Consider the following 15,933-nt stretch of genomic DNA (forward strand, 5'->3'; position numbering starts at 1 on the left):
TGTTTCCATATGAAAACCAAAGGTTGCCTATTAGCGCGCTTATCGCGCTAAAAAACCACCACTAGACTGGGCGCTCACCTCTTCCTTGAAGGAACACAGCATGAAAATCCTGTTGATCGGCGCTAACGGCACCATTGGTTCAGCCATTGATCGCGAACTGTCACCGCGCCATGAGATCGTGCGTATTGGCCGCAAAAACGGCGATTTTCAGGTGGACATCAGCGACAGCACATCGATCCGCACGCTGTTCGAACAGACCGGGCGTTTCGACGCGCTGATCTGTGCGGCAGGCAACGTCAACTTTGTGGCTCTGGACGAGATGAACGAAAAAGACTTTGCCCTGGGCTTGCAGGACAAATTGATGGGCCAGGTCAACTTGCTGCTGATCGGTCGCGAATTTGCCAACGATGGCGCCTCGTTCACCTTCACCAGCGGTGTGCTCAACCGCGAACCGATCCGCACCGGCAGCTCGGCGGCACTGGTCAACGCTGCGCTGGACGGTTTTGTAAAAGCGGCAGCCATTGAATTGCCACGCGGGATGCGGGTGAACTCGGTCAGCCCTACCGTGCTGGCAGAAGCCATGGGCAAATACGCGCCGTACTTCCGTGGTTTCAAACCGGTTGCAGCCGCAGATGTGGCGCTGGCCTACGCCAAAAGCGTGGAAGGCTTGCAGACCGGTCAGACCTACAACGTCGGCTGACCCAAAACCCAAATTTTCGGCCCCTGAAATCAATGTGGGGGCAGGCTGTTCGCGATGGCTTCAGCGTAGTTTCACTGACAAATCGCGTTGCCTGTATCGCGAGCAAGCCCGCTCCCACAAAGACCTCAGGCATCACCCGGTTCTACTTGTGATGCACGGCGAGCCTGAGTAACGTGGCGGCACCAGTCAGGAGTCCCAATGATGCGTGTCGCCCGTCCCTTAGTTTTGCTCGCCCTGCTGCCCGTGTTTGCGGGCTGCCAGATGTTCAGCAGCAAACCCGCCGATACCACTGCAGGCCAGACCCGCCTGCAAGGTGAGCTGGTTTCATCCAATGGCCAGCTAGTGTTCCAACCGTGCGTCGGCCAACAGCGCTATGTGGTGCGCGACAGTGCCAACACCACCCTCGTACAAGACGCTACGTATATGCCTGACGCACCGGGCAAATTGTTCGCAGACATCCGCGGCAGTTTTGTCGCCAGCAAAGCACCCGGCACTGACGGCGAAGTCGAGTTGCAACAGCTTTACCGCCTGGAGCGCAGCAGCACTGCCTGCCAGGACCCCAACTTCAAGCAACTGACCGTTCACGCCAACGGCAATGGCCCGGCGTGGGAAGTACAGGCCGGCGGCAAGGGCATGGTGCTTAAACGTCAGGGGCAGCCGGACCTGGCCCTGCCTTACGTTGAAGAACAGGTCGGCGATGGCCGTTTCTCCCTGTCCACCGAAGCCAACAATCAACGCATCGAACTGTGGGTTGCCCCACAACGTTGCACCGACAGCGCCAACGGCAGCGTGCAACATCTGGGCGCCGAATTGCGGATCAACGGTCAGGTCCAGCGCGGTTGCGGCTATTTTGGCGGTGCACGTAACGACTGATCGACGAGTGTTGCTGCATATGGCTGACGGTCGCGCGCCCATACAGCTTATAATCGCCCGTTGTTAAGGCTGCCAGGGTTTACCTGGCCCCGATATTGGACACTGTCATGTTACGAATCACCGAACTCAAGTTGCCGATCGACCATCCCGAAGAAGACCTGCGCCCTGCCATCCTGCAGCGCCTGGGCATCGCCAGTGATGACCTGCTCGATTTCACCTTGTTCAAGCGCAGCTACGATGCGCGTAAAAAATCATCCGAATTGTGCTTTATCTACACCATCGACCTGAGCGTGCGCGATGAAGCACCGTTGCTGGTCAAGTTCGCGGATGACCGTAACGTCAATCCGGCACCTGACGTCAGCTACAAAGTCGTCGGCCAGGCCCCGCAGGATTTGAACGAGCGTCCGATTGTGGTCGGCTTCGGTCCATGCGGTATTTTCGCCGGGCTGCTGCTGGCACAAATGGGCTTCAAGCCGATCATTCTTGAGCGCGGCACCGAAGTTCGCCAGCGCACCAAGGACACCTGGGGCCTGTGGCGTAAAAACGTGCTCAACCCCGAGTCCAACGTGCAGTTTGGCGAAGGCGGCGCAGGCACGTTCTCGGACGGCAAGCTCTATAGCCAGATCAAGGACCCTAAACACCACGGCCGCAAGGTGCTGCACGAGTTTGTCAAAGCCGGTGCGCCGGACGAGATCCTCTACGTCAGCAAGCCGCACATCGGTACGTTCCGTCTGACCGGTGTCGTGGAGAACATGCGCCAGCAGATTATTGCCCTGGGCGGTGAAGTCCGCTTCCAGCAGCGCGTGACTGACGTGCTGATCGACAACGGGCAACTGACCGGCGTGATACTGGCCGATGGCGAGCAGATCAATTCCCGCCACGTGGTCCTGGCGCTGGGCCATAGCGCCCGCGACACGTTCCGCATGCTCCACGATCGTGGCGTGTATATGGAAGCCAAACCGTTCTCGGTGGGTTTCCGGATCGAACACCCGCAGTCGTTGATCGACAGTGCGCGACTGGGCAAATACGCCGGCCACCCGAAACTGGGCGCCGCCGATTACAAACTGGTGCACCACGCCAAAAACGGCCGTTCGGTGTACAGCTTCTGCATGTGCCCGGGCGGTACCGTGGTTGCGGCCACCAGCGAGCCGGGGCGCGTTGTGACCAACGGCATGAGCCAATACTCGCGTAACGAGCGCAATGCCAACTCGGGCATCGTGGTCGGCATCACACCGGAAGACTACCCGGGCGGGCCACTGGCCGGTATCGAACTGCAAGAGCGCCTGGAAGCCCATGCGTACGTGCTGGGCGGCAGCAATTACGAGGCTCCGGCGCAACTGGTTGGCGATTTTATTGCGGGTAAACCGTCCACCGAACTGGGCAGCGTTGAGCCGTCCTACAAGCCGGGCGTGTCCCTGGGTGATTTGGCACTGGCATTGCCGGACTACGCCATTGAAGCCATCCGTGAAGCCTTGCCGGCATTCGAGAAGCAGATCAAAGGCTTCTCGATGCATGACGCGATCCTGACCGGTATCGAAACCCGCACCTCGTCGCCTCTGCGCATGACCCGTGATGCGTCGATGCAGAGCCTGAACGTCAAGGGCTTGTTCCCGGCTGGCGAAGGCGCAGGTTACGCTGGCGGTATCCTGTCGGCCGGTGTTGACGGAATCCGGATTGCCGAAGCCGTGGCCCGCGACATTCTGGGTATCGAAGCGTAAGGCCGGAGTACGGTTTGATTCTGTGGGAGCGGGCTTGCTCGCGATGCAAGCGCTGCGGTGTGACAGGAAAACCGCAGTGATGCAATCGCGAGCAAGCCCGCTCCCACAGGGGTTTTTCCGGGGCTGCCTTTCTCAGGTTCCCACAAAGCCCAGGCCTACACCTCAAATCCCCGCCCGCAATACCCCTTCAGGCAACGCAGCGCCCTGCTCCACGCAGGCTTTGACCGCTGCAATCAAACTGTCCAGCTCATACCCCTGAGCCGTGAGCCACTGCGCATCGTAATAGGTCGTGGCATAACGCTCGCCGCCATCACACAAAATCGCCACGATCGAACCCGACTCGCCATTGGCAACCATGTGTTGCGCCGCAATCAATGCGCCGATCAGGTTGGTCCCGCTGGAACCCCCGACCCGCCGACCCATGCGCTGCGCCAGGTAGTGCATGGCCGCCAGCGACAGGGCGTCCGGTACCTTGACCATCGCGTCGATCACTTTCGGCAAAAATGAGGCCTCTACCCGGGGCCGGCCGATGCCCTCGATACGCGAGCCACACTCCAGGCGCAAACCGGCATCACCGCTCTGGTAATACTCGAAGAACACCGAACGCTCGGCATCGGCACACAGCACACGGGTGTTGTGCTGGCGATACCGTACATAGCGCCCCAGTGTGGCAGTGGTACCGCCCGTACCCGGACTGGAAACCAGCCAGCTCGGCTCCGGGTGGCGCTCAAAACGCAGTTGCTGAAATATGGACTCGGCAATGTTGTTATTGGCCCGCCAGTCCGTAGCCCGCTCGGCATAGGTGAACTGGTCCATGAAGTGGCCGCCGGTTTCCTGTGCCAGCCGCTCGGATTCGGCGTGAATTTGAGTCGGATCCTCCACCAAATGGCTTTGGCCGCCATAAAAGGCAATCTGCTCGATCTTGGCGGGTGAGGTGCTGGCTGGCATCACGGCAATAAAGGGCAAACCCAGCAGCCGGGCAAAATAGGCTTCAGACACCGCTGTCGAACCGCTGGACGCTTCGATCACGGCAGAACCGGACTTTAACCAGCCATTGCACAGGGCATACAAAAACAGCGAACGCGCCAAGCGGTGCTTGAGGCTCCCCGTCGGGTGGCTTGACTCATCCTTGAAATACAACTCGATACCCGGCAACCCCGGCAGCGACACAGGAATCAGATGGGTGTCAGCACAGCGCTGAAAATCCGCTTCAATTGTGCGGATGGCTTCGCGGGCCCACTGGCGGTCTTGGTTCATGGGGGGTGGCTCGTGATAGCAACAAGAAGGAAAGCACAGCAAGGCTGTGCAGCGAAGAACAGCCAATCCTAAGATATTTCCTGTGCTCGCCACAGGCACAATACAGACTCAATTTGACACGCAACTGCTAGGCTTCTGAGCGATACATGAATGAACCTCGCCTTATAACAAAAAAGAATATAGTTTTTGTTTTAACCACTAACCTCACAGGTTAGGGTGTCGCACCCTTTACTTAATCGATGGAGAGCGACCTTGCCTCTGCGTAGTACTTTCACTCGTTTCTTTCAGTTGGAAGCTGCCAGCGGTCTGCTGTTGATTGCCGCGGCCGCTCTGGCTTTGATCATCAATAACTCACCGCTTTCCCACTACTACACGGCCTTTCTGGACGTGCCGGTAGCGGTGCAAATCGGGGCCCTGCAAATTGCCAAGCCTTCACTGCTATGGATCAACGATGGCCTGATGGCCTTGTTCTTTCTGCTGATCGGCCTGGAGGTCAAGCGCGAGCTGCTTGACGGACAACTGTCCAAGCCCTCGCAGGTGGTGCTGCCCGGTGCGGCCGCCATCGGCGGCATGGTGGTACCGGCGCTGATCTACTGGTACATCAACAAAGACTACCCCGATGCACTCGGCGGCTGGGCAATCCCCATGGCCACCGACATTGCCTTCGCCCTGGGCGTGCTGGCCCTGCTCGGCAAGCGTGTGCCGGTATCGCTCAAGCTGTTCCTGATGACGCTGGCGATCATCGATGACCTGGGGGCAATCATCGTGATTGCGGTGTTCTACTCCAGCGAGCTGTCCGGCGTGTCGCTGTTGCTGGCCGCCGCGTGCCTGATTGCCTTGATTGCGATGAATCGCATGGGGGTGATCAAGGTCGCGCCTTATATGATCATCGGCCTGATCCTCTGGGTGTGCGTGCTCAAAAGCGGTGTACATGCCACGCTGGCGGGTGTGACCCTGGCGTTCTGCATTCCACTGCGCACCAAGAACTCCGAGCCTTCGCCGTTGATGAGCATCGAGCATGCGCTGCATCCATGGGTGGCTTACGCGATCCTGCCGTTATTTGCATTTGCCAATGCCGGCGTATCGCTGGCGGGCATCACCCTGCACAGCTTCGTCAGTCACGTGCCGATGGGCATTGCGGCGGGCTTGCTGATCGGTAAAACCGTAGGCGTCTTCGGTCTGACCTGGCTTGCAATCAAGACCGGCATGGCATCACTGCCAACAGGCGCAAACTGGGGCCAGGTGTTTGGTGTCGCCATCCTGTGCGGTATCGGCTTCACCATGAGCCTGTTCGTGGGCTCACTGGCGTTCGTGGCGGGCAGTAGCGACTATGTGGGCATGGACCGCATGGGCATCCTGACCGGTTCGATCCTGGCTGCATTTATCGGCTATGGCGTCACGCTGTTCTTCAGCCGTAAACAATCCATAGCGTGACCCTGCCGTAATGCGGGAGCGGGCTGGCCCTGACAAAGGCAACGCAGATCACCTGCGTTGCCTTTGTCACGGGAAAACCGCCAAAAGAGGGAAACGTGGTCGATAAATTCCAGGTTGTTCAATACGCGGGCATCACCGTGATGTTCCCGGCAGCGTTGGTTATTGCTGCCTGGCTCTGGTCTGCTGCGTCGAAGAAAATCGCGCTGTCATGGTTGGCAGTGCTGGTGTGCGCCTACCTCATCGTGGGCGTCAGCAAGATCCTGTTCAAGGGCTGGGGCATTGGCCTGGAAGACCTGGGAATTGCGGTCTTCAGCGGTCATGCGATGAATGCCTGCCTGGTGTTCACCGTGATGCTGAACCTGCTGTGCCAGCAACTTGATCAACGCTTGCGCTGGCCAGTGCTTGGGGCCGGATTGCTGGCGACCTGGTGGTTTGCCATCAATTATGTCGCCCATACCATCCATCCCTTGCCGGAAGCCATCGCAGGAGCACTGATCGGTTCGGTTGCTGCTTGCGTGTTTCTGTTCAGCCTCAAGCCAAACAGCCTCGGCAAGATCCCTCGCCCTGCACTGGTGATGGGGCTGGCCGTGGTGCTGGCGTTCAACAGCATGCCCAAGTACACCGCGGAAAGGCTGCTGGACCACATCGCCATCTCGCTGTCAGGTGCAGAGCAGGCGTTCAGACACTCGTCCTGACCTGTGAAGCTGCACATGAAAAAACCCCGGCCAGTTCACACTGGCCGGGGTTTTGTTTTAGCGCTGCGCCCGATTTACTGGGTAACGCGGCTGGTGCCGTCAACGGTCATGATGCGCACGCGCTCACCGGTACGGAATACCTGGTTCGGCTCGACCTGCTGCACGTAGGCACGGGTGCTGCCGTCGTCTTCACGTACGGTGATTTCTACACCCTGGGTTTTGGTCAGGCCCGACTCGGCCGCCGAACCCAGCAGGCCACCGGCTACTGCGCCGATAACCGCTGTCACGATGCTGCCACGACCGCCACCGATGGCGCTGCCGCCAACACCGCCCACAATGGCGCCAGTCGCAGCGCCGATCGGGGTTTTAGTACCTTCGATTTGTACAGGACGCAAGGCAACGATGGTGCCCATACGAACGGTCTGTACACGTCGTGCTTCGTCACGCGAGTAGGTGTCGCCGGTCAGGCTGGAAGTACAGCCGCCCAACAGGACAGTCATGGTAGAAAAAGCGGCAACGAGCAAAACGGACTTACGCATAGGATCAACTCCAAAATATCAGGGATTCATTAAACTCCGCTGCCGGGTACCTGTCACGGTACCGCGCGGATAAAAGGGCCTTATTCAGCGTCTGTACAGTAAATACAGGCTCGGCAGCCATTTAAAAACATCAGCAAAGCGTAGCGCGAAACCGCCATTTTGCATGGTGCGCGATCATTGCAGGATACGTTTTCAGGGTGCCAGGCGCTCTCGCACCCAGTCAGCGCCCTCACGCCGGTAGTTCAGGCGGTCATGCAGGCGGCTTGGACGGCCCTGCCAGAACTCAATGCGCTGTGGCAGCAACCGGTAGCCGCCCCAGTGTTCCGGGCAATGCGGCTGGGTGTCGCTGAAGCGCGCCTCGGTGGCCTTGAGCAATTGGGCCAGCTCTTCACGATCAGCAATCACCCGGCTTTGCGGCGAGGCCCAGGCCCCGATCCGGCTGCCCAAGGGGCGAACCTGATAGTAGGCATCGGACTCTTGCGGCGTGACCTTGACCACTTGCCCTTCGATGCGCACCTGGCGTTCCAGGGTTGGCCAGAAAAACGTCATGGCTGCGAACGGCCGCGCTGCCAGCTGCTGGCCCTTGGCACTGGTGTAGTTGGTGAAAAAGGTAAAACCCTGTTCATCCAGGCCTTTGAGCAAGAGCACCCGGCAATGCGGGCGCCCTTCTGCATCCACGGTAGCCAGGGTCATGGCATTCGCCTCGACCGGAGGCTGCTCGGTTTTGACTGCGTCGCTGAACCACTGATGAAACAGCGCGAAAGGCTCGGCCGGAGCCTGAGCCTCGGCCAGCCCGTCACGGGTGTAATCACGCCGCATATCGGCCAATGCTTGAGTCATGACGCAATCCTTTCCTCGCTCAATCAGTTCTTGGCCTGTTCGTTGGCAACCGCTTTTTTGGCCGGCGCAGCTTTAGCCACTACTGGCTTTTTGGCTGGAGCCGGTTTGGCTGCTTTTTTGGCCGGAGCTGCTTTCTTGGCTACAACGCCTTTCTTGGCAGGTGCCGCTGCGCTCTTTTTGAGAGCAGAAGGGGCGACTGCAGGCTGGACCGCGAGCAGTTCGGCTGGCGACAGGGCTGGCTGGCTGTATTTGCTGACCAGCGCCAGCATGGTGGCTTGCGGGGTCATCAGGATTTCAACCCGGCGATTGAGCGCACGGCCTTCATTGCTGTCGTTGGCTGCACGTGGCATCACTGAACCCATACCGCGCAAGGTTAGACGGTTGCCTTGCAAACCACTCATGCGGAAGATCGCGGCTACTGATTTGGCGCGGTCCAGGCTCAGACGGGTATTGGCCGCCATGACGCCCGATGAGTCAGCGTGCCCCAGTACCAGCACCGCGGTTTTCGGGTCGCCTTCAACCACTTTGGCCACTCGGGTGAACGGGCCAAGCATCGATGGCATCAGCAAGTCAGGACGGGTTGCCTTGAACGAGCTGTCAGCCAGGGCAACAATCACCAGCAAGTTTTCACGCCGCTCCAACTGCAGGTTGGTGTCCTTGATTGCAATACGCAGGCGCGGCTCGTACTCGTCCAGCCAGGCCTGAGTGATTTTCGGGTCCGGCATCGGGATCACGCCAATCGGTGTGGCTTTTGCGTCTTTGGCATCGCTGCCGAACGGCCACCACCAGTTCTTGGCAGGCGCAGCCGCCGCAGGCGCGACGACAGCGGCAACTACCACTTTTTCCTTTTCGGCTGGAGCGGCTTTTTTGGCCGAATCAGAACCAAAAGGCCACCAGCTGGAGCCGCTGTCCTTGGCTGCGGCCGGAGCCGGGGCGGAGGCAGTCTTGGCAACGGGCGGCGTTACCTTGGTGTCCGCAGGCTTGGCCGCGGCACTTTTGTCCTTGGCTGCCGACGGCTGTTCGGACGAGCCCATCTGCCACCATTTGTGGCCGCCTTCCGCGTCATTCTGTGGAGTCTGTGCGCAACCGGTAATAGCCAGGCAAAGAGCCAGAGCGAGGGTCTTATTAGATGACATTGAATATCCACACAATGAATTAAGAATAAATAGGCACTAAGCCCACATAAAAAAACGTATTGAAAACATAAAAGCTACAGAGTTCCGACCTACGGCCTACAAATCCCCGATTAGAGGCACTTGGCCAGGACACCCACCAGCCTTTGCACCCGTGGATCCATCAAGACATAAGGCCCCAGGGTATTGGTGACAAACCCGAAAGCAACATCCCGTTCCGGGTCGGCAAAACCAATCGAGCCTCCTGCGCCAGGATGACCAAAGGCCTTGGGCCCCAGGCCGTAGGTCGCGTTAGGTACATCCGGCTGATCCAGCATGCAGCCCAGCCCGAGGCGGGTCTGCGTCAGCAGGGTTTTATCCTGGCCAATGCTGTGTTCACGGGTCAATTGCTCCAGCATTTCGGCTTCAAGCAGGCTGCCGTCCAGCAAACCGCTGTAGAAGCCGGCAAGGCTGCGGGCATTGCCATGGCCATTGGCCGCCGGCTGCTCCATCCGGCGCCACTCCGGCTTATTGGTACTGGTCATAATAGACGGCGGGTTAGCGAATGCCCGGGTGCTCATGGATGTTGGCTCATACATCATCGCCTTCAACAGGCGCTGCGCCGCTGCATCCCCCATGTTGCCCTTGCTGCGGGCAATATGGGCTACCCGGTAAAACTCTTCATCTGCCAGCCCGACATGAAAGTCCAGCCCCAACGGCCGGGCCGTACGGGCCATGATCGACTGGCCTGCGCTGCGGCCGTCGGCACGGCGAATCAGCTCGCCCACCAGCCAGCCATAAGTAATGGCGGCATAACCATGGCCTTCGCCCGGTGTCCACCAGGGTGCTTCAGCAGCCAGCGCATCGACCATGGTCTGCCATTCATACAATGCAGCAGGCGGCAGTGTTTCACGCAACGCAGGCAAGCCGGCCCGATGGCTCAGCAACTGGCGCAACGTGATGGACTCTTTGCCCGCTGCTGCGAACTCTGGCCAATAGCGGGCCACCGGAACATCGAGTTCCAGCTTGCCCTCTTCCACCAGTTGCAGTGCGGTTACAGCCGTAAAGGTCTTGGTGCAAGAAAACACATTGGCAATGGTGTCTGTGTGCCACGGTTGCTCACCGTCCTTGTCAGCCGTACCGGCCCACAGGTCGATTACCGTTTCGCCACCGATCTGGATGCACAGCGCCGCGCCGCGCTCTTGCGGATCATTGAAAAGATCGGCAAACGCCTCGCGAACTGTTTCGAACTTAAGGTCGTGAAAACCCTGAATCTGCACCCGCACCTCCTGGATCAAGCATGGCTCTACAAGGCGTGCATTGTTCCAGCACCAGTAAGATTTTGAAACAGAGCAAACAGCTCTGGACGCACAATATTTGTGCGTATTGGGATCGGCGCTGAAAGTATCAGCGCCGGAGTGGATTTTTTGTGAAAAGCACAAAACCTGTAGTTGCTGCCGAAAGCTGCGACAGGTTGCGCAGCGCGTCTAATCGCAAATGAAGTTATCGCAGCGACTGAAGCCGGTTTAGTACGCGCGCGGCCATCAGCACATGGCTGCACATGGGGTTTGGATACTTAGTGGCCTTTACCCGAGTGACCACCTGCATGCCCCGCGCCAGAGCCACCGCCGCTACCATCGTCAGTGGCATGTACAGGCGCCTTGACCGCTTTCTCTGCCGCGGCCTGGGCCTTGGCCGCCTCTTGGCCCAACTGGCCGAGGGCTTGCAGGTTGGCCTTGCGCACGCTGTCTACGAAGCCGGTAAACGGCAGGTCGGTAATGCCAATCATGCCGAAATGACCGTTTTCGCCATCCAGCAAACGACCGGTGACGGGCTGGTCCAGGTACTGGAACCAGTGCACGCCAACAATCGACGGCTCGGCCACGGCCTGCTTGAGAAACTTGCTGTAGGCCGGCCCGCGGGCCTCTTCGCTGGCCACTTCGGTCACGCCACCCCAGAACGGGCCACGGTCGCGGGAGCCGAAGTTGAACTCGGTAATCATCACCGGCTTGTCCAGCTCGCGCAGTTTGGCGAAGTCATAGCCGTCCTGCGGTTGCAGGGTGTAGAAGTTGAAACTCAGCACGTCGCAGAACTTGGCACACGAAGCCACCGCCTCCGGCGTGCTGACGGCAAAACGCCCGCCCAGCAGCAAGTGATTCGGGGCATGCCATTTCAGCGAGTCGGAAATGGTCTTGAAGTATGTGTCGGCGAAGACCTTCTGGAAATACTGGTAATCCGCTTCGATTTCCGGGTGCTCGGCGTTGGGCACAGGCGCCTCGAAGCCCGGGTCTTCCATCAATTCCCAGGCCGGGATATCGATACCCCAGGCTTTGGACAGGCCTTGCTGGTTGCGGTACTTGTCACGCAACTGTTTGAGGAATGCACGTTTGGCCGGTGCGTCCGTCGTCATGCGCAGAGTGCCGAAGGCCAGTGCATAACGGGATTTTGGATCATCACCCGGGCCGGCCCACGCCAGTTCATTGTCGGCAAAATAGCCGATCAGCCAGGGATCATCTCGATGGTCGCGGGCTGCAATGGCCACGGCGCGCTCGGTGGCCATGGCAAAACGCGGGTCAAACGGGTCAGGCATGCCGCCCCACCAGTCGGTGCCGGTACTGATGCTGGCGTAGTCGCCGACAATCGACAGCGGCAAGGTGTAAGGCACGCGGTCATTAAGGCCCAGTTCAGGGTCGCTCCAGTTGCCGATGGTGTTGAAACCCCAGGCTTGCAGGCGATCCAGGGTGCGGGTCTGCCACCCTTTGGCATCAAAGGTTTGTGGCGCACACGGGATCACAGGGGCGCCGCCCGGAACCGACTTGCCCTCTGCGCACGGCTGGCCGTAGATTCGCTGCAGGTTGGCGCCATAGAAGTTGTACCAGCGCCCGGTATTAAACCCGCGGCCCTGGGACGCGCCATTGCCGTTGTTATTGTTCGAAGTGCCGTAATAGGTCGCCAGCGGGGCAGCGTTTTCAGGCAAATCGTTGAACATCCATTCGCGGCCGGCGACGTACGTCTGGCTGTCATTGGCAGTCACGGCGTTCAGGCCCAGCGAGTAAAACGGGTGGCCTTCGGGGGTGACCAGGTTCCAGCGGCCATTGCGTTTTTCGGTACGAAAGAAACCGGTCGCTTCAAATGCCGGGCCTTTGAGCCAGCCACCAAATTTGTCCTGGTCAGAACGGCTGGCCAGCCACCCCTTGATCTGCTGCTGCTCTTTGGCTGCAGCGGCCTTGAGCTGTTCGTCATTGGCAACGCGCTCTGGCCATTTGGCACGGGTCGACTGGCCGTAGCCATCGACGATCGAGCCATACACGGCCTTGATCACGCCTTCGCCGTCCTGCACGCCAAAGCGCTCCAGCAGAATGCTTTGCGCAGCACTCGGCTGGGGTATCGACAGGCTCACTGACACCACCTGGCTCAGATCAATCTCACCCTGGCTGCTGGCAAGCAGGATGCGCTGACCATCGACCGTCATTGGCATCGGCGGACCGGCCCGCATGCCCTGGCTTTGGGGCGAGTTTGCCCGCAACGGCAACAACAGGGTCTGCGCCGGGCCTGCAGGCAGGTCGACGCGGCTGGTCAGGGTTTTGCCGTTACTGCTTTGTACGGTCACATCCAGGGTGAGCGCCCAGTTCATCGCGTTCTGGATGCGCAGGGTCATCATCCCCGACTGCGACCAGTCCCATACGCCGGTTTGCGGGGTCATGCTCAGGCTTGGCGCGGCGGCCGGGTTGAAGATCACGCGGCGCAGCACTTCGCCTTCGGCCGTTTGCTCCGCATTGTATTGCGGCAAGCTCGCATCCGCAGTCGCCACTTGCACCACATCGGCCGGGCGTACGAAGTTGAACAGGGTTTGTTGCCCGGCAGGCGCCGCCAGCAGCGGGGTCGTGACCAGCAACGCAAAAACAGCAGTAAGCGAACGGCGAATCATATGGATCTGGTTCTCCCAAACGGCCGAAAACGGGCCTGTGAGGTGGTGAAAGTCAAAGCATAGACAGCAAAGTCGACGATAACGCCGACTTGCACTTAAGAAATTTCGCGCCTGAATGGCGGCAGTGCGTTGAGAATCGCTTTGCCATAGCGCTGGGTGACCAGGCGTCGATCCAGCAAGGTGATCGTGCCCCGGTCCTGCTCGGTCCGCAGCAGGCGCCCGCAAGCCTGTACCAGCTTGAGCGAAGCGTCGGGCACCGAGATTTCCATGAAGGGGTTGCCGCCCCGGGCTTCGATCCATTCGGCCAGCGCCGCTTCGACAGGATCATCGGGAACCGAGAACGGGATTTTGGCGATCACCACGTGTTCGCAGTAGGCGCCGGGCAAGTCCACGCCTTCGGCAAAACTGGCCAGGCCGAACAATACGCTGGACTCCCCGCTGTCAACCCGCGCCTTGTGTTTGTTGAGGGTCTCCTGCTTGGACAGGTTGCCCTGGATAAACACTTGCTTGCGCCAGTCGCGCTCCAGGCCGTCGAACACGTCCTGCATTTGCTTGCGCGATGAGAACAGCACCAGCGTGCCCCGCGAGCCTTCCACCAGCCCCGGCAAATCTCGGATGATCGCGGCAGTGTGGGCGCTGGCGTCACGCGGATCAGCCTTGAGGTCCGGCACCCGCAACACGCCTGCATCCGCGTGATGGAAAGGGCTTGGCACCACCGCCGTGACGGCGGTTTTAGGCAGGCCCGCACGCATGCGGAACCGGTCGAATGTGCCGAGCGCCGTCAGGGTGGCCGATGTGACAAGCACGCCATAAGCCACGTTCCACAGGTTGCGACGCAGCATTTCAGCGGCAAGGATGGGGCTTGCGTTAACCTCGATATCAAACAGCGAACCGCTTTCAGCCAGGGTCAGCCAGCGCGCCATGGGCGGGTTGTCCTGCGGGTCTTCGACGGTAAAGGCAGTCCACAGCTCCCAGTTGCCCTGGGCACGGGACAGCAAGCTGCCAAACAGCGGATACCACTCCTCAGCCTGGTTGCTGGTGATGCCGATATTGACCTCGCCATCCATGCCGTCCTTGAGGATTTCGGTCAGACGGGTGAACAGGTCTGTAAGGCGCGAGAAGCCTTTCTTCAGCTCGATGCCCATTTCACGCATGTGATCGGGAATCAGGCCACCGACAAAGCGATGACGCGGCCGCTCACGGCCTTCGGGTTCTTCGCCGACCTTGAAGTCAGCGATCTGCTCACACGCGCTGAACATGAACTGTTGCTGGGCCTTGATCTCTTTGGCCAGCTCCGGCACCTGCTCCAGCAAACGCCCCAGGTCGCCCGGCAACGGGTGCTGGGCAAGCAGTTTGGTGAGGTTCTTGGCGGTTTGCTCCAGCCAGTCGGCCGTCGAACGCAAACGGGTGTAGTGGGCGAAATGGCCGATGGCCTTGTCCGGCAGGTGATGACCTTCGTCGAATACGTAGACCGTGTCACGCGGGTCCGGCAACACAGCGCCGCCACCCAGCGCGAGGTCAGCCAGCACCATGTCGTGGTTGGTGACGATCACGTCCACCTTGCTCATGCCTTCGCGAGCCTTGTAAAAGGCGCACTGGCCGAAGTTGGGGCAATGGCGGTTGGTGCACTGGCTGTGATCGGTGGTCAGGCGGGCCCAGTCCTGGTCTTCAAGTGCCTGGGGCCAGCTGTCGCGGTCACCGTCCCACTTATTGCCGGCCAGCTTCTCGATCATGCTGGTGAACAGCTTCTGACTGGCCTCATCAACTTCGATCTTGAAGCCTTCTTCTTCGAACAGCTGCGCCGTCGCAGTTTGCGCGTGGCCCTCTTGCAGCAGCATGTCGAGTTTGGACAGGCACATGTAACGCCCACGGCCCTTTGCCAGCGCAAAGCTGAAGTTCAGCCCGCTGTTGCGCATCAGGTCCGGGAGGTCCTTGTAGACGATCTGCTCCTGCAGCGCGACGGTCGCCGTGGCGACCACCAGACGTTTGCCCGCGGCCTTGGCCACAGGAATGGCAGCCAGGCAATAAGCCACGGTTTTGCCAGTACCGGTACCCGCTTCAACGGCGACCACAGCCGGGTCGCCACTGCGGTGGTTTTCTTCGTCGGTGTCGATATCGCCCAGCACTTTAGCCACTTCGGCGATCATCAAACGCTGGCCGTAACGCGGCTTGAGGCTCTTGGATTCGAGAAAACGCGAGTAAGCGCCCTGGATCTGGGATTTTAGTTCGTTACTAATCATGGTTCTTCGGGCGCAAGAAACGCTGGATAAATTTTCAGTGGTTCGAATGGCCGCTATCATACCCCGCTAATTCATCCCGCGCCGAACGGAGTACCCCAATGACCGCCTTTGCCCTCGCCTACAGCCTGCATGTACTGGCCGCCCTGATCTGGGTGGGCGGTATGTTTTTCGCCTGGATGATCCTGCGCCCGGCCGCTATCTCGGCCCTTGAAGGCCCAGCGCGGTTGAAGCTGTGGGTTGAAGTGTTTCAGCGTTTTTTTGTCTGGGTGTGGATCGCGGTGGTGATTTTGCCGATAAGCGGTGTGGGTCTGTTGCAGATGCGCTTTAACGGCTTTGAAACGGCCCCGCGCTACGTGCAGATCATGATGGGGTTGTACATCGTGATGGTGGCGCTGTTTATCCGGATTCAGTCGCTGCAACTGCCTGAACTGCGCAAGGCCGTAGAGGCTCAGGAGTGGGCAACAGGCGCGGCCGTGATGGGCCGCATTCGGCGCCTGGTGGGATGCAACCTGATTGTGGGGCTGGTGCTGGTGGCCATTGCGGCGGCCCGCCCCACATTCTGAAGCAGACAGCAGCCCCCACAGAGGCTTGAAACAG

The 15,933-nt window shown here is 59.7% G+C and carries 13 protein-coding genes; 6 read left to right on the top strand and 7 right to left on the bottom strand.

Annotation, left to right across the window (positions count from 1 at the left end):
* The first annotated feature begins 100 nt into the window (after positions 1-100).
* The 3 genes from ACZRMS_RS09010 to ACZRMS_RS09020 all read left to right on the top strand — a co-directional run bounded on the left by ACZRMS_RS09010 (position 101) and on the right by ACZRMS_RS09020 (position 3,291).
* Entirely contained in the window at positions 101-700 is a 600-nt protein-coding gene (locus ACZRMS_RS09010) for a short chain dehydrogenase (protein WP_463995031.1), read from the top strand.
* Between the two features lie 201 nt (positions 701-901).
* Positions 902-1,573 carry a COG3650 family protein gene (locus ACZRMS_RS09015; RefSeq protein ID WP_463995082.1) on the top strand — a complete coding sequence of 224 codons (672 nt, stop codon included), beginning with the start codon at positions 902-904 and terminating at the stop codon, positions 1,571-1,573.
* A 107-nt stretch (positions 1,574-1,680) separates the two neighbouring features.
* Entirely contained in the window at positions 1,681-3,291 is a 1,611-nt protein-coding gene (locus tag ACZRMS_RS09020) for an NAD(P)/FAD-dependent oxidoreductase (protein ID WP_463995032.1), read from the top strand.
* Positions 3,292-3,453: 162 nt separating this feature from the next.
* On the opposite strand, the gene ACZRMS_RS09025 is transcribed toward ACZRMS_RS09020, so the two are convergent.
* On the bottom strand, positions 3,454-4,548 hold the full coding sequence (locus tag ACZRMS_RS09025; RefSeq protein WP_463995033.1) for a PLP-dependent cysteine synthase family protein: 1,095 nt from the start codon (positions 4,546-4,548) through the stop codon (positions 3,454-3,456).
* A 252-nt stretch (positions 4,549-4,800) separates the two neighbouring features.
* On the opposite strand from ACZRMS_RS09025, the gene nhaA reads away from it, so the two are divergent.
* The gene (gene nhaA, locus ACZRMS_RS09030; RefSeq protein WP_463995034.1) at positions 4,801-5,982 is read left to right on the top strand and encodes a Na+/H+ antiporter NhaA; all 1,182 of its coding nucleotides are present in this window, start codon (positions 4,801-4,803) and stop codon (positions 5,980-5,982) included.
* A 95-nt stretch (positions 5,983-6,077) separates the two neighbouring features.
* Positions 6,078-6,677, top strand: coding sequence for a hypothetical protein (locus tag ACZRMS_RS09035; RefSeq protein WP_463995035.1), 600 nt, complete (start codon positions 6,078-6,080; stop codon positions 6,675-6,677).
* A gap of 74 nt (positions 6,678-6,751) precedes the next feature.
* On the opposite strand, the gene ACZRMS_RS09040 is transcribed toward ACZRMS_RS09035, so the two are convergent.
* The 6 genes from ACZRMS_RS09040 to dinG form a co-directional block, all read right to left on the bottom strand.
* Positions 6,752-7,216, bottom strand: a complete 465-nt coding sequence (locus ACZRMS_RS09040) for an outer membrane lipoprotein (protein WP_095002981.1) — start codon at positions 7,214-7,216, stop codon at positions 6,752-6,754.
* A 192-nt stretch (positions 7,217-7,408) separates the two neighbouring features.
* A complete protein-coding gene (gene pdxH, locus ACZRMS_RS09045; protein ID WP_463995036.1) occupies positions 7,409-8,056 on the bottom strand; it encodes a pyridoxamine 5'-phosphate oxidase in 648 nt (215 codons plus the stop codon).
* Between the two features lie 23 nt (positions 8,057-8,079).
* A complete protein-coding gene (locus tag ACZRMS_RS09050; RefSeq protein ID WP_463995037.1) occupies positions 8,080-9,192 on the bottom strand; it encodes an OmpA family protein in 1,113 nt (370 codons plus the stop codon).
* Between the two features lie 110 nt (positions 9,193-9,302).
* The gene (locus ACZRMS_RS09055) at positions 9,303-10,448 is read right to left on the bottom strand and encodes a serine hydrolase domain-containing protein (protein ID WP_463995038.1); all 1,146 of its coding nucleotides are present in this window, start codon (positions 10,446-10,448) and stop codon (positions 9,303-9,305) included.
* Between the two features lie 296 nt (positions 10,449-10,744).
* Positions 10,745-13,096 carry a beta-galactosidase gene (locus ACZRMS_RS09060; RefSeq protein ID WP_463995039.1) on the bottom strand — a complete coding sequence of 784 codons (2,352 nt, stop codon included), beginning with the start codon at positions 13,094-13,096 and terminating at the stop codon, positions 10,745-10,747.
* 95 nt (positions 13,097-13,191) lie between these two features.
* Positions 13,192-15,336, bottom strand: a complete 2,145-nt coding sequence (gene dinG, locus ACZRMS_RS09065) for an ATP-dependent DNA helicase DinG (protein WP_463995040.1) — start codon at positions 15,334-15,336, stop codon at positions 13,192-13,194.
* A gap of 98 nt (positions 15,337-15,434) precedes the next feature.
* Here dinG and ACZRMS_RS09070 point away from each other — a divergent pair, with 98 nt between their 5' ends.
* Complete coding sequence (locus tag ACZRMS_RS09070) at positions 15,435-15,899, top strand: CopD family protein (protein ID WP_463995041.1); 465 nt, start codon at positions 15,435-15,437, stop codon at positions 15,897-15,899.
* Positions 15,900-15,933: the final 34 nt, after the last annotated feature.

The sequence above is a fragment of the Pseudomonas sp. B424 genome (assembly GCF_055408345.1).